The organism is Mesorhizobium sp. WSM4306, from assembly GCF_007003975.1.
Classification (GTDB): domain Bacteria; phylum Pseudomonadota; class Alphaproteobacteria; order Rhizobiales; family Rhizobiaceae; genus Mesorhizobium.
In genome coordinates, this window is the sequence record NZ_VFTC01000001.1 from 260,408 (window position 1) to 274,972 (window position 14,565).

13 protein-coding genes are annotated in these 14,565 nt (G+C 63.5%); 1 reads left to right on the plus strand and 12 read right to left on the minus strand.

Going from position 1 to position 14,565, the window contains the following annotated elements:
- Window positions 1–54: 54 nt before the first annotated feature.
- Window positions 55–402, minus strand: a complete 348-nt coding sequence (gene yajC, locus FJV77_RS01400; protein WP_112564772.1) for a preprotein translocase subunit YajC — start codon at window positions 400–402, stop codon at window positions 55–57.
- A gap of 274 nt (window positions 403–676) precedes the next feature.
- On the opposite strand from yajC, the gene FJV77_RS01405 reads away from it, so the two are divergent.
- Window positions 677–1,552 (plus strand): ATP-binding protein, encoded by an 876-nt coding sequence (locus FJV77_RS01405; RefSeq protein ID WP_142865076.1) that lies wholly within the window; start codon window positions 677–679, stop codon window positions 1,550–1,552.
- Window positions 1,553–1,667: 115 nt separating this feature from the next.
- Here the strand turns inward: FJV77_RS01405 and FJV77_RS01410 are convergent, their stop codons facing one another.
- The 11 genes from FJV77_RS01410 to FJV77_RS01460 all read right to left on the minus strand — a co-directional run bounded on the left by FJV77_RS01410 (window position 1,668) and on the right by FJV77_RS01460 (window position 14,478).
- Window positions 1,668–3,173: a LysM peptidoglycan-binding domain-containing M23 family metallopeptidase gene (locus FJV77_RS01410; protein WP_142865077.1), complete on the minus strand. Its 1,506-nt coding sequence runs from the start codon at window positions 3,171–3,173 to the stop codon at window positions 1,668–1,670.
- A gap of 259 nt (window positions 3,174–3,432) precedes the next feature.
- The gene (locus tag FJV77_RS01415; RefSeq protein ID WP_142865078.1) at window positions 3,433–4,086 is read right to left on the minus strand and encodes a protein-L-isoaspartate(D-aspartate) O-methyltransferase; all 654 of its coding nucleotides are present in this window, start codon (window positions 4,084–4,086) and stop codon (window positions 3,433–3,435) included.
- Window positions 4,087–4,112: 26 nt separating this feature from the next.
- Complete coding sequence (gene surE, locus FJV77_RS01420; protein ID WP_142865079.1) at window positions 4,113–4,874, minus strand: 5'/3'-nucleotidase SurE; 762 nt, start codon at window positions 4,872–4,874, stop codon at window positions 4,113–4,115.
- A complete protein-coding gene (gene serS, locus FJV77_RS01425; RefSeq protein ID WP_142865080.1) occupies window positions 4,874–6,178 on the minus strand; it encodes a serine--tRNA ligase in 1,305 nt (434 codons plus the stop codon). The genes surE and serS overlap by 1 nt, the downstream gene beginning before the upstream one ends.
- A 116-nt stretch (window positions 6,179–6,294) precedes the next feature.
- Window positions 6,295–7,170, minus strand: coding sequence for a twin-arginine translocase subunit TatC (gene tatC, locus FJV77_RS01430; RefSeq protein WP_142865081.1), 876 nt, complete (start codon window positions 7,168–7,170; stop codon window positions 6,295–6,297).
- Window positions 7,167–7,895 (minus strand): Sec-independent protein translocase protein TatB, encoded by a 729-nt coding sequence (tatB, locus tag FJV77_RS01435; RefSeq protein ID WP_142865082.1) that lies wholly within the window; start codon window positions 7,893–7,895, stop codon window positions 7,167–7,169. The genes tatC and tatB overlap by 4 nt, the downstream gene beginning before the upstream one ends.
- A gap of 30 nt (window positions 7,896–7,925) precedes the next feature.
- Window positions 7,926–8,147 (minus strand): twin-arginine translocase TatA/TatE family subunit, encoded by a 222-nt coding sequence (locus FJV77_RS01440; protein ID WP_023667688.1) that lies wholly within the window; start codon window positions 8,145–8,147, stop codon window positions 7,926–7,928.
- 180 nt (window positions 8,148–8,327) lie between these two features.
- A complete protein-coding gene (gene scpB / locus FJV77_RS01445) occupies window positions 8,328–9,125 on the minus strand; it encodes an SMC-Scp complex subunit ScpB (protein WP_142865083.1) in 798 nt (265 codons plus the stop codon).
- Complete coding sequence (locus tag FJV77_RS01450; protein ID WP_142865507.1) at window positions 9,122–9,925, minus strand: ScpA family protein; 804 nt, start codon at window positions 9,923–9,925, stop codon at window positions 9,122–9,124. Before FJV77_RS01450 ends, scpB begins: the two co-directional genes overlap by 4 nt.
- 63 nt (window positions 9,926–9,988) lie before the next feature.
- Complete coding sequence (gene nagZ, locus FJV77_RS01455) at window positions 9,989–11,008, minus strand: beta-N-acetylhexosaminidase (RefSeq protein ID WP_142865084.1); 1,020 nt, start codon at window positions 11,006–11,008, stop codon at window positions 9,989–9,991.
- Between the two features lie 134 nt (window positions 11,009–11,142).
- On the minus strand, window positions 11,143–14,478 hold the full coding sequence (locus FJV77_RS01460; protein ID WP_142865085.1) for an SPOR domain-containing protein: 3,336 nt from the start codon (window positions 14,476–14,478) through the stop codon (window positions 11,143–11,145).
- Window positions 14,479–14,565: the final 87 nt, after the last annotated feature.

Below are 14,565 nucleotides of genomic sequence, written 5' to 3' on the forward strand. Positions count from 1 at the left end.
TGGCGTTGCCCGTTGCTGGTCTACCCTGCCCTAAAATCCGGTTCTGTTCTGGGCTTACTTCTTGGCGTTCTGGTTGGCCACCGGTTCACCCTTGACCCGCACATCGGCAATCGTCGAGCGCAGCGCCGTCACCTTGGTGCCGCCGCCGAGGTCGATCTCGAGCTCATGGTCGTCAATCACCTTAGTCACCTTACCGACGAAGCCGCCGCCGGTGATGACCGTGTCGCCACGGCGCACCGCCGAGAGCATCTCCTGGCGCTTCTTCAGCTGCGCGCGCTGCGGTCGGATGATGAGGAAATACATGATCACGAAGATCAGCACGAACGGGAGTATCATGCCGATATCCCCGAACGGACCAAGCGGAGTTCCGGTGGCTTGGGCGTATGCCGGTGTGACGAACATCAAGAACTCCTGGATACGAAAAGGGCCACAAGGCGGGCCTCGCCAAATTTGGCCGGAATATAGTGGGTAAAGTTGCCAATGCAACTGGACGGCCCGGCTTTCGGCTGCTTTTCCGGCCGGTTGACCCGTGTTAGAGCATGCTCCCGGATTGCGGGCGTGGTTTTCGCAAAAGATCATGCTCAAACAAAAGCTTGGAACCCGTTTCTATCTCGCCCGGATCAGGACGATTTCCGCCCCCGCGCACGTTCGTGCCGAACAAACAAAAGACCGAGACATGACAGACAGCACCATCGAGGCCCTGAACCAAAAGCTCGACCGCCTCATCGAGGCGGTCTCCCGCCTCGCCCCGCCGCCGGTGCCGCAAACCGACCTCGCCGCGGCCGATTGCTTCGTCTGGCAGGCCGATCCCGGCTATCTCGAGCCGGTTCGCAAGGTGAACCGCGTCGACATCGGCCTGATCCGCGGCGTCGACCGCGTGCGCGACATTCTGGTCGAAAACACCGAGCGCTTCGCTGCCGGCCACGCCGCCAACAACGTGCTTTTGTGGGGTGCGCGCGGCATGGGCAAATCCTCGTTGGTCAAGGCCGTGCATGCCGAGATTAATGCCAAAGCCAAATCCGACCTGCCGCTCAAACTTATCGAAATCCACCGCGAGGACATCGACACGCTGCCGAAGCTGATGAACCTGCTGAAGGCGGCGCCCTTCCGCTTCATCCTGTTTTGTGATGACCTCTCATTCGACCATGACGACACCTCCTACAAGTCGTTGAAGGCAGCCCTCGAGGGCGGTGTCGAAGGCCGTCCGGCCAATGTCATCTTCTACGCCACGTCGAATCGCCGGCACCTGCTGCCGCGTGACATGATCGACAATGAGCGCTCGACCGCCATCAACCCGTCCGAGGCAGTCGAGGAGAAGGTCTCGCTGTCCGACCGTTTCGGCCTGTGGCTCGGCTTCCACAAATGCTCGCAGGACGAATATCTCGACATGATCAACGGCTATGCCAGCCATCACGGGCTGGAGATCGACCCAGAGCAACTGCGCGCCGAAGCGCTCGAATGGGCAACGACGCGCGGCAGCCGCTCCGGCCGCGTTGCCTGGCAGTTCACGCAGGATCTGGCCGGCCGGCTCGGCAAGCCGCTCAACGACTGACATCGATCCGCCAAAGCTGAAAAAGCCCGCCCCTTGCGGAGCGGGCTGAGCCGGCGGGCCGGACTGGAGGTCAGACGGCGTGCAATCGTTTATTGTTCTATTCGAAACAGCTCGGCTATTCGAGATAGCCCGAGGGATCGACCGGAGCCGAGTTCTTGCGCACTTCGAAGTGCAATTTCGGCGAGTCGGTGGTGCCGCTCATGCCCGACAGCGCGATTTCCTGGCCACGCTTGACCTTCTGGCCGCGCTGAACCTCGATCGAACTGGCGTGGCCATAGACGGTGACCAGACCGTTTTCGTGGCGCACCAGCACCGTGTTGCCGAATTCCTTGAGGCCGTCGCCGGCATAGATGACGACGCCATTCTCGGCCGCCTTGACCGGCGTCCCTTCCGGCACGGCGATGTCGACACCGTCCTTGCCGCCGCCAAAGCTGGAGATGACGCGGCCACGCACCGGCCAGCGCATCTTGCCGATGCCGGTGGCATCCGGCGCAACGGCGTCTTCGTCCTCGGCCTGCTGGATGACCTTGGCGTCCTTCTTCGGCGGCGTGTAGGTCGCCAGCGTCTCCGTCGGCTTTGCCGCCGGCTGGGTGGCGGCCGTTGTCACCGGATCGACCTTTGCCGGTTTGGCGCTGGCGACCGTTGCCGTGCCGCCGGCCGGAACCTTAAGCGTCTGGCCGATCTTGAGCAGGCCGTCCTGCATACCGTTTGCCTGCTTCAGCGCGACGACACCGACGCCGGTCTTGCGTGCGATGGAGGACAGGCTATCGCCCTGCTGCACCGTATAGGTGCCGGCGCCTGCCTTTGGTGCGGCGGCGGCAGTCTGCGCCGGCTTGTCGGTCTTCGGCTTGTTCGCGGCGGCCGAAGCGTCGACCTGCGCGGCGGATTTGCCGTCCTTGACTTTTGGCTGCTGCGGCAGCACGGCGACCTTCTCCGGCGCCGGTGCCTTGGGGCTGTTCGCAGGCTTGCCGTCGGCAAGCTTCGGCTCGGTGCCTTTGCTCGAATAGGCATAGGCCGGGATGACGAGCTTCTGGCCGGTCTTCAGCCCCTTAGTGGCGCTCAAGCCGTTGACCTTCATGATCACATCGGCCGGCACGTGATAGCGCTGTGCGACGCCGGAAATGGTCTCGCCATCCCTGACCACGATCTCGGTGGCATGCGGCGTGCCGGCGGCCGGCTTCGCTGCGTAAGGCTCACCAGCATTCTTGAACGGCCTCGCCGGTTGGACGGCGCCGGTCGTCATGGTCCTGTCGACATGCGGTGCAGGCGCAAGCGCCGGTGCGGAAGCGGTGCGCATCGGCGCCGCCGCCGGCTGGCTTGGCGGCGGCAGCTGCTGCACCGTGACCGGCTCCAGGCTGGAGCGGCTGACCGACTGGCTATGGCTGCCATCGACGGGTGCAGCAGCGATCGGCTCGGCCGCCACGTCGCCCGGATAGGGCTGCGCGGTGCTCTGCTTGTCGATGATGGCGCGTTGATTGTTGGTCGAGGAGGTGAAGACGTCGTCGACACCGTTGAACCGCGAGGCCTGGGAGCTACACCCCGCCGCCACGCCGGCTAGCATGAGAACAGCGCAACCCCGCGACAGAGTACGCCCGTTTGCCTTCAAAACACTGAATTGCATCGCACTAACCCGCACAGACCCGGTACACACTGGTCATGATTAAAGCGCGTTAATGTTACTGGCGGGTTAACCCCATAGAATCCGACGCAAATTTTCTTAAAACATTTTCGAAGCCGCCGAAGGTGCGTTGAGATTCAGGTCAGGCCGAGTCGAAAATGACAGATTCTGAGAACCGGAGCGGAGCGTACTCAAGTACGTGAGCACCGGAAGCGCAGGAAGCTGCCATTTGCAGTCCGGCCTCACCTGAATATCAATGCACCTAGATCACTGCCGCGACACTGCGCAGGATCGGCTGCAGGCGCACCGTGCCGATATCCTCGCGCTCGAAACGGCTGCCGACCTTGGTCAGCTTGGCCAGCACCTGCTCGCCCTCTTCCGGCCCGATCGGCGCAATGACGATGCCGCCGGACGACAACTGGTCGAGCAGGAAGCGCGGCAGGCTGTCGAATGCCGCCCAGGCGACGATGCGGTCGAACGGCCCTTCATTGGCAAGCCCATTCGAACCGTCCGCCTGGCGCACGACGACATTGCCGATGCCGAGCGCCTCGAAGCGTTGCTTCGCCTGTTCGGCCAGCGTCTTGTAGCGATCGACGCTGACGATACGCGCCGCCAGCCGCGACATCACCGCCGCCGTGTAGCCCGACCCCGTACCGATCTCGAGCACACGGTTGCCGGGCTCTATTGCCAACGATGCGATCACCGCCGCCTGCAGGTCGGCGCCTTCGATCGCCTCACCGCATTCGATCGGGAGCATGCCGTCCGACCAGGCGATGGAATGGTACTGGCCATTGAGGAAGCCGCGCCGCGGCGTCGCCTCGAAGGCGGCGATCAGCGCCTTCGGCACCGCGCCGCGGCCACGCAGGCGCAGCAGGAAAGCGGCAAAACCCTCGCGGTCGTCGAGCGGCAAGTTCATGCAAAAACCTTCTTCATGCCAAAACCTTAATCAGACAGAGCTTTGGTCAGTTGATCGCGGATTTCATGCGCGGTGAGGTCGAGCTGCAGCGGCGTCACCGACACCAGCCGGTTGCGCAGAGCATGGAGATCGGTGCCTTGCTTGCCCTCGACCGGCTCGCGGCCGAAGCGCAGCCAGTAATAAGGCAGGCCGCGCCCGTCGCGGCGCTCGTCGACCCACAGGCTGTGCACCAGCTTGCCTTGCGAGGTGACCACAGTGCCGGCGACCTCGTCAGGCAGGCAGTTGGGAAAATTGACGTTGAGCAGCACGCCGTCGGGCAGCGGCATGGCAACGAGCTTTTTCAGCAGCGCCGGTGCCAGCGTCTCGGTGGTCTCGTAGGGAACAACGCGATCCTCGCCGACATAGGAATAGCCCTGGCTGAGCGCGATCGAGCGGATGCCGAGCAGCGCGCCTTCCATGGCGCCGGCGACCGTGCCGGAATAGGTGACGTCGTCGGCGATGTTGGCGCCGGAATTGACGCCGGACAGGATCAGGTCAGGCGCGCCGGGGAGGATTTTCTTCACACCCATGATGACGCAGTCGGTCGGCGTGCCGCGCACGGCATAATGCTTCTCGCCGATTTTCCTCAGGCGCAGCGGCTCCGAGATCGACAGCGAATGCGCATAGCCGGACTGGTCCTGCTCCGGCGCCACCACCCAGACATCGTCCGACAGCGTGCGGGCGATGCGTTCGAGCGACGCCAGGCCCTCGGCATGGATGCCGTCATCATTGGTCAGAAGAATGCGCATTATTTCGATTCGATCTTCGCCAGACCACCCATGTAAGGCCGCAGCACTTCAGGAATGGTTACGCTGCCATCCTCATTCTGGTAGTTTTCGATGACAGCAATAAGCGCGCGGCCGACGGCGGTGCCCGAACCGTTCAGCGTGTGCACGAAGCGGTTGCCCTTGCCGTCTCTGTCCTTGTAGCGGGCGTCCATGCGCCGGGCCTGGAAATCGCCGCAGACCGAGCAGGACGAGATCTCGCGATAGGCGTTCTGGCCGGGCAGCCAGACCTCGATGTCGTAGGTCTTGCGGGCGCCAAAGCCCATGTCGCCGGTGCACAGCACCATGGTGCGGAACGGCAGTTCCAGCCGCTTCAGCACTTCTTCGGCGCATTGCGTCATCCGCTCGTGCTCGGCCAGCGAAGACTCCTGGTCGGTGATCGAGACCAGCTCGACCTTATAGAACTGGTGCTGGCGCAACATGCCGCGTGTGTCGCGCCCGGCCGAGCCCGCTTCCGAGCGGAAGCACGGCGTCAGCGCCGTATAGCGCAGCGGCAGTTTTTCGTGCGCAGTGATTTCTTCGCGCACCAGATTGGTGAGCGGCACTTCCGCTGTGGGGATCAGGCCCAGCCGGCCATCGCCATGCGGCGTGAAGAACAGATCGTCCTCGAATTTCGGCAGCTGGTTGGTGCCGAACAGGACTTCGTCCTTGACCATCAGAGGCGGAATGATTTCCTCATAGCCGTGCTCGGTCGTATGCAAATCGAGCATGAATTGGCCGATGGCGCGCTCCATGCGTGCCAGCCCGCTCTTCAAGACGGTGAAGCGCGATCCCGACAGCCTTGCCGCCCGCTCGAAATCCATCATGCCGAGCGCTTCGCCGATCTCGAAATGCTCTTTCACCCAGTTCGGCCGCGTCGGTATCTCGCCGACAATATGCCTGACGACATTATCGTGCTCGTCCTTGCCGACCGGAACGTCATCGAGCGGCACGTTGGGCAGCACCGCCAGCGCGTCGTTCAACGCCTTGTCGAGCTCGCGCTCGCGCGCCTCGCCATTTTGGATGAAGGTCTTGATGTCGCCGACTTCGGCCTTGAGCTTTTCGGCAAGGGCTGCGTCGCCAGAACGCATGGCGTTGCCGATCTCCTTCGAGGCGGCGTTGCGGCGCTCCTGCTTGGTCTGCAATTCGGTGACATGCTCGCGACGCGCCTCGTCCCTGGCGATCAGATCATCGACCGTGGACTGCGACTCGTCAGCCGACCACGAGCGCTTGGCCAGTGCCTGGACAAGGGCCTTCGGGTTGTCGCGAATCCATTTGATATCAAGCATGGGTAGTACGCTCCTGAGCTAGGCCAGAGGGCGTAAACCGCATCCTTGATCGATGCAAGACGAGCGTTCAGCGACCGTCGCGTTTTTCCGCAGACGCGGACACCAGAACGGTGCGGCTAGGAGGGAGCCTGGGTCGAGGACGCTTTCGCTGCCTTTTCGGCCACGGCTTCGGCAGCTTCCTGCTTCTCGCGCGCCAGCTTCTGCTTGACCTGATCGCGCTCGATGAACCGGGCCGCCCAGATCGACACTTCGTAAAGCAGGATAGTCGGGATGGCCAAACCGATCTGGCTCATCGGATCGGGCGGCGTCAGCACGGCCGCGACGACGAAGGCGATGACGATCGCCCATTTGCGCTTTTCGGCCAGCGCCTTCGACGACAGCATGCCGACGCGTGTCATCAGGCTGGTCACCACCGGCAACTGGAATACCAGGCCGAAGGAGAAGATCAGCGTCATGATCAGGCTGAGATATTCCGACACTTTCGGCAGCAGCGAAATCTGCACCTGTTCGTCAGTGCCGGCCTGCTGCATGGCGAGGAAGAACCACATCACCATCGGCGTGAAGAAGAAATAGACCAGCGACGCGCCCATCAGGAACAGGATCGGCGAGGCGATCAGGAAGGGCAGGAAGGCGTTGCGTTCGTTCTTGTAGAGGCCGGGCGCGATGAATTTATAGATCTGCGTGGCGATCAGCGGAAAGGCGATGACCATGCCGCCGAACATGGCGAGCTTGACCTGCGTGAAGAAGAATTCCTGCGGCGCCGTATAGATCAGCTCAACCTTGTGCGGATCGAGCCCTGCCCATTGCGTCGCCCATTTGAACGGGATGACCAAAAGGTTGAACAGCTTTTTGGCGAAGAAGAAGCAGACGAGGAAAGCGACGAAGAAGCCGCCGATCGACCAGATCAGCCGCCGGCGCAGTTCTATCAGATGCTCCATCAGCGGAGCCGACGACTTCTCGATCTCGTCCTTTTCGCTGTCCGTAATGCTCACTTGGCGGCTCCGGCCGTCTTCTTGGGCGCAGGCTTTTTGGCCGGCGCAGGCTTCGGGTCAGCCTTTGTAGCTGCCTTTGGTGCAGCAGCCGACTTGGCGGCTGTCGCCTTGGCGGGCGCGGCTGACGGCTTGGCCGCAGCCTTGGCTGCAGGTGCCGCCTTTGCCGGTGCCGCTTTGATTGCCGCCTTTTTGACCACCGGCGCTTTGGATGCCGCTGCCTTCTTTGCAGGCGCCTTCCGTGGGGCCGCCGTTGCAGGAGCCGGCGCTACCACCGACTCGTCCGTCATGGCCGGGAAGATCGGTGCCAGCGGGACTGCGTCCGGCGCGCTAACGCCCGGCAGCACCGTCGCGCCATTCTTGAGTGGTTCAGCAGCTTGCGGCGTCTCTGCCGCCGGCGTTGACGGATCGGCAGCCGGCTTCGGCTTCATCACCGCGTCGACACCGGAGCGCACATCGGCGGCGGCCTGTTCGAACGGATTGAGCTGCTTCCTGATGTCGGCCATCGGATTGAGGCCCCTCAAGGAATCGACCGACTTCTTGACGTCGTCGAGTTCGGCTTCCTTCAGCGCCTCGTTGAACTGCTTCTGGAAGTCGGATGCCATGGCGCGCAGCTTCGCCGTCGTGCGGCCGAAGGTGCGCAGCATATTGGGCAAATCCTTGGGTCCGACGACCACGATCATGACGATCGCGATCACCAGCATTTCGGTCCAGCCGACTTCAAACATGGCAATCCGTTCCGACTAGAAACCGTAAGCTCAGCTCTTGCTGGCCTTTTCCTTCACTGCCGAAACGGTCTCGTCGGGGCGGTGCTCGACGGTGCGCTTGTCATCGGCGGTATCGTCGTCGGCCATGCCCTTCTTGAAGCTCTTGATGCCCTTGGCCATGTCGCCCATCAGCTCGGGAATCTTGCCGCGGCCGAACACCAGCAGCACGATCACCAGCACGATCATCCAGTGCCAAATCGAAAATGAACCCATTGTAACTCTCTCTCGAATGTTTTCCCTGGCGATGATCTATGCGTTTTCGCGTTGGGATTCAAACACAACCGCGACAAAGTTTATGAAGGCGCGGCTTATGTCACGCATTTTCGGCAAAGCTGCCCGCTACCAATCGGCGCATCTACAGCAGCAATGCAGCTTTTTGACAGCGGCTTGCGGTCAATCTTCCGTGACGCGCGGCGTCAGCAGGCCGAGTTCCTCGAGGTCGATGTCGGTCAGCGCGTCCTCATCCTCGGTCAGCGCGTCTGGATCGGCCGGCGGCAGCGGGATGGCGAAATTCGACGGCATGCGGCCGGAAAGCAGCCCCGCCCCCTTCAACTCGTCCATGCCGGGAAGATCGCGGATCTCCTCGAGCGCAAAATGATCGAGGAAAGTGTCCGTCGTGCCGTAAGTGACCGGACGGCCGGGCGTGCGGCGGCGGCCGCGCATGCGCACCCATTCCGTTTCGAGCAGCGTATCGAGCGTGCCCTTCGACGTCTCGACGCCTCTGATGTCCTCGATCTCGGCGCGCGTCACCGGCTGGTGGTAGGCGATGATCGCCAGCACTTCGAGCGCCGCGCGTGAGAGCTTCCTTTGCTGAACGGTATCCCTGCTCATCAGGAAGGCGAGATCGCCGGCGGTGCGGAACGCCCAGGCGTCGCCGACCCGGACCAGATTGACGCCGCGCCGCGCATAGATTTGCTGCAACTCGGCCATGGCGGCGGCAATGTTGATGCCGTCGGGCAGTCTGGCTGCGAGCTGTTTTTCACTGACCGGCTCGGCGCTGGCGAACACGATCGCCTCGGCCATGCGCACGGCTTCCGCCATATGCAGCCGTTCGCCGGGATTCATGGCCGAGTTCTGGGCCGAGTTCTGGGACGAATTGTGGGTCTCAGTCGGGTCCTGGGCGACAATGCCCTCCTCCGTCTCTTCTTCGACCTTGAACGGAATGACCGAAGCGTTGGCGCGCTCGCTCATGATGCCACCTCAACTGCCTTGATTGCCGATGCCCGGTGGTCGCGCAGATAGATCGGCGCAAACGCCTGCTCCTGCCGCACATCGATCTGGCGCTCGCGCACCAGTTCCAGTGTCGCGGCGAAGGAACTGGCGATCGCCGTGCGCCGTTCTTCGGGGCTCGTCATATACTCGATCAGGAAGCTGTCGAGCGTCGTCCAGTCGCGCAGCGAGCCGATCAGCCGGGCCAGGATGTCGCGCGCATCCTTGAGCGACCAGACGCCGCGCCTGGTGATCGTCACATTGGTGATTGCCTGCTTCTGGCGCTGCTGGGCATAGGCGGTGAGCAGATCGTAGAGCGAGGCCGAATAGGCGTTGCGCTTCTCAACGATGACCATTTCCGGCATGCCGCGCGCGAACACGTCGCGGCCGAGCCGGTTGCGGTTGACCAGCCTAGCCGACGCGTCGCGCATGGCTTCCAGCCGCTTCAGCCGGAACTGCAGCACCGCCGCCAGTTCCTCGCCGCTTTCGCCTTCCTCGCCGGGCTGCTTGGGGATCAAAAGCTTCGACTTGAGGAAGGCGAGCCACGCTGCCATCACCAGGTAGTCGGCGGCAAGCTCGAGCCGCAGCGCCCTCGCCGTCTCCACGAAGGTCAGATATTGCTCAACCAGCGCCAGGATCGAAATGCGCGCCAGATCGACCTTCTGGGTGCGGGCAAGGTGCAGCAGGAGGTCGAGCGGACCTTCGAAACCGGCGACATCGACGACCAGCGACGGATCGCCGGTGACGCGTGAATCGTCGTTCTCGGCCCACAGACGGTCCATCGGTGCGGCCTTCGCAGCCTTGCTGTCCAATGTTTCCGCCACTTAGCCTTGCTTCCTTTTGGTCTAGGCCACCGCGTCGAAATAGGTGGCAAACTCGGCGCGTATCTCGGTTTCGTCGGCCCGGTCACGATCCCTTATATAGGTCAGCGCCCGGTTGGCGCGTTCCAGCGACGTGCCTTCAAGTCCTGTGGTTCGCGATGCGATGCCCGCCATCTCCTCGAAAACGCCATTGCAGTGAAGGACCAGATCGCAGCCCGCCGCAAGGATCGCGGCCGCCTTTGTCGGGAAATCCCCAGAAAGTGCCTTCATCGAAGTGTCGTCGCTCATCAGAAGCCCGTCGAAGCCGATCTGACGGCGGATGATCTCGTCAATGACCTTGCCCGATGTGGTCGCCGGGTTGTTCGGATCGATGGCGCTGTAGACGACATGCGCCGTCATCGCCATCGGCAGATGGCTAAGCTCCCGGAACGGGGCGAAATCATGCCGCTGCAGGTCGCCCAGCGAGGCATCTACAACAGGCAGTTCGAAATGCGTGTCGGCAAAGGCGCGTCCATGGCCCGGAATGTGCTTCATGACCGGCAGCACACCGCCCGACATCAGGCCTTCCGCCGCGGCGCGGCCAAGCTCGATGACTGGGCGCGGCTCCTTGCCATAGGCGCGCGCGCCGATAACGTCGCTGGCGCCCTCGACCGGCACATCCAGCACCGGCAGGCAATCGGCCGAGATGCCATAGCGCAAGAGATCGAAGGCGTGCAGCCGCGCCATCAGCCAGGCGGCGCGGGTGCCGGCATCATGATCCTTGCGCCACAATGCGCCGAGCGCGCCGCCGGCAGGATAATTCGGCGCCAAAGGCGGCCGCAGCCGCTGCACCCTGCCGCCTTCCTGGTCGATGAACACCAGCGCATCGGGGCGCCCGATGCAGTCGCGCATCTCGGCGACCAGGTCGCGGATCTGCTCGGTCTCGCCGATGTTGCGCGCAAACAGGATGAAGCCCCACGGGCATTCATTGCGATAGAAACGGATTTCTTCGCGGGTGAGCGATTTCCCGGCACAGCCGAGGATCATGGATTTTGATTCGGTCATCCCGTGAGTTTAGGGCTTTGCGCCGTCAAAGGGAATCACCCCGGGCGGCAAGCGCCTAAACCCCTCGCCCATCCACATGAAAAAACCGGCGCGACACCTTGGGAACGCGCCGGCTTTGATGATTTGATCAGCTCTTAGCGCGACACGAAGCAGTTGCCGCCAGCAGCCTTGTAGCTGGTGCACAGATTGATCGCATCGTTACGCGACTGCGCCGGGACGCGGACGCGGTAGAAGGTGCCCTTGCCGGCGATCTCCGCCTTGACGATGTTGGCGGTGCGGCCGGCCAGCACATTGCCATAGCGGCGCTGCAGGTCGGCATAGTTGGCCTGGGCGCTTTCGACCGTCGGCTGCGAAGCAATCTGCATCGACCACGACCCGCCGCCTGAAGTCGAAGCCGCCGCCGGAATGGAGGCAACCTGATCGGGCTTGACCTCGCCGACCACGTCGACCGGCTGGTCGGACGGGCGCTGCGGCGCCACGGCAACCGTATCCGGCGTATTGGCGGACTGCGTCTCAACCTTCGGCGCAGCCGCCGGCTTCACCGGCTTGATCGGCTTGGCGGTCTCGGCACTTGCCTGGTCGCTATTTGCCTGATCGGTGGCAGGCGCCACGGTCCCGGTCTGCTCCGCATCGGCTGAGGGGGCGACGTGTTGGGGCGCCGGGTCAAGCGGCTCGGCCGCCGCAACCTGCGGCGCGGCGGGCGCCGGATCCTCGCGTGCCACCAGCGAGCCGTCAGGCTTGACTACCATGGTCCGCACCTTACGCGGGGCAACGGCGACCGTATCGGGGTTCTTGTCGGCTTCCTGCAGAACCTGCGCGATGCGGTCCTCGGATTTGGGCGCGGGGGCTGCAGCCGCATCGGGATTGCCGGCAGCGTCGGGGTTTCCGGCGGCATCGGTGCCCGGGGCAGCGTCGGTCTCGTCGGGCGACAGATCGACAACGCGGCTCTCCGGCTCCTTTGCCTTCACATCGACCGGCTCTTCGGTTGATGTGACCAGCTTCTCCTGCACCGGCTCGGCCGGTTTGGTGCCCTTGGCGACCGCGTCATAAACCTTGTTGTCCTGGTTCGGCACGACAGCGCCGCCCGGATTTTCCGGCTTGACCTTGATCGGGGCGTTGTCGGCCTTGACGATCACCGGGGCGTCGCTGCCACCCTTGCCGCCAAAGGACAGGGCAAAGGCACCGAGGCCACCGATAACAGCTACCGCACCAACGACCGCGGCGATAAACAGGCCGCTCCGGCGCGGCTTTGCGGCTTCCTGTTCCGCCAGGCCCGGCACGGCCATCGCTTCGTCCAGGTCCGGATCGTAGTCGAGTTCGTCGACGGCGAAATCGTCGGCCCGCGAAACCGGCTGGCTGCCGGGCAGATCGCCCATGTCGAAGCCACCGGCTGCACCGGCGTAGGCATTCTTCGTCGCCGCAAGTACTTCGGCCGGCCGCGCGGCATAGGCGCGCTGGTCGAGCTCATGACCAGAATTGAAGCCGGAGCTGTAGGAATCGTCATCATAGCCGGCATTGCGCGCCGCAGCTTGTGGCTGCGCCACTTCCACCGCGTTCATGTCGGTGAGCAGGCCGGCGAATTCGGCGTCGATATCGTCATAGGCCGCCGGCTCGTCTTCCTGGAAGTTGAGCTCGGGAATATCGAGGTCGTCGGCGATCGCCACCACGCGCTCCGGCACATCGACCGTCTCGACATCCGGCATCTCGTCATAAGCCTGAGGCGGCGCTTGGCGCGTCGGCGTCGGCGCCACATAGGCGGCCGCCGCGACCGGCTGGTCGCGATAGGTTGGCGCGGCTGCCGCAGGCATGGAAGGCTGTTCTGCAAAAGAAGGTTGCGGCTGCGCTGCAAAGGAAGGCTGGGCGGGGGTCGGGGTCACGCGGCTCCACGAACGCGCCGGCTCCGGCGGCGTCGAGCGCCAATCGCCAGCGACCGGCGCGGCTGTGTCGTCATCACCGAGATCGATGCCCTTGGCCAAGGCCGCATCGAAGGCATGATCGTCGAATTCGATCTCGGGCTCATGGCCCTCGAGGTCACCGGCAAGCAGATCGTCGAACTCGGCATCGTTCTGGGTCGCGGCGGCTTGAGGAGCCTGCGCAGGCGCGTGTTCGTCCAGGTCCCAGTCGAGATTGTCGGCAGGAGCCGCCGGCGCCGCAGCGGACCGCTGCACCGCGACGACAGGCTCATAGGCCCTTGTGGGCTCGATGACTGGCGCCGGCCGTGGTGTGGTCATCGCCCCAAGCAGCGCGTTGAGTTCATCTTCCAAAGTCCGTTCGTCAGCGGCCGGCGCAGCCGAGGTCGCCACAACGGCGGGCGCCACATAGGCATGGGCGACCGGAGCTTCCTGAACCGGCGCTGGCTGGACCGGAGCGGCGGCGACCTCGGCAGCCGGCTCGTGGTCGGCAACCGCGTCGTCGATGCTCAGGTCCAAATCGTCGAACGCTTCGTGCGCGGCCTCATCGGAGGGGCTAGCCTCCGCAGCCCAGGCCGGCATCTCATCGGCTTCCGGCGCATCGATCTCAACCGGGGCGCTGGTTTCCAGATCGCTGACATCCAGATCGCGCTCTTCCGGAGCCTCGGCTTCAACAGGCTGAGCTTCGAAAGCCTGAGGCTCGAAATCCTGGCCAGCGAAATCCCGGGCAGCGAAATCCATGTCGACATCGGCCATTGCGTCGTCGAAATGACCGGCAAAATCCTCGTCGGCAACAGCGTGGTCGCCGGCGTCGACGACCGGCGCCTGGGTTCCGGGAGCGGCATACTGGTCCTGCGCCGGCACATTTCTGTCCAGCGTCAGCTCGTCTTCCAGCGACATCGAGACGGCATTGTCGAAATCATCGTCGAACGCGACATCGTCAACAGGCGCAGCAGCAACCTCGGCGACATCGACGCCATGGGCGACGTCATCGGTCGCATCGTCATCGAGCAGCAATCCCTGCTCGAGCGACGCGGCAAGCTCGTCGTCCATCGGCAGATCGTCTTCGAGCGGCGACACGTTCTCCAGCGAACTGGCGACGGCAGTGTCGAAATCGTCATCGAACTCAGGTTCGTTAAATGCGGGCTGAGCAAACGAAGGTTCGACGGCAGAAGCCGCGGCCTGCGGGGGAGTGCCAAAATGATGATCGGCGGCATCTTCGAAGACGAAATCATGGTCCAGCGAAGCGGCAAGCACGTCGTCCATCGCGGCATCGGCGGTTTCGAAAGCCGGCTCGCGAATCTCGGCGGCAGGCTGGTGAACCTCGGGAGCTGGCTGGCTAGCCTCCATGGAGGCGAGGTCGTCGCCGAACTCGCCCATCAACTCCTTCTCGAGGTCGATGTCGAAATCGCCCTCGTCCGCAACCTTCTGGACGACCGGCGCCTGTGGTTTGACCGGCTGGCGTGGATCGAAACCCATGATCCTGGTCAGTTCCGCGAACGGATCATCCTCGGCGATGTCGTTGTTGTCGGCTGCTCTCAGCTGGGTTCTGTCTGCCATTATTGTTCCCGAACTCGCACTCATTCGGACGCCATGGACGTCGCGTAGGGTTGGCCCTTACCAGCGCAATGTGGGCAAATGGTGACA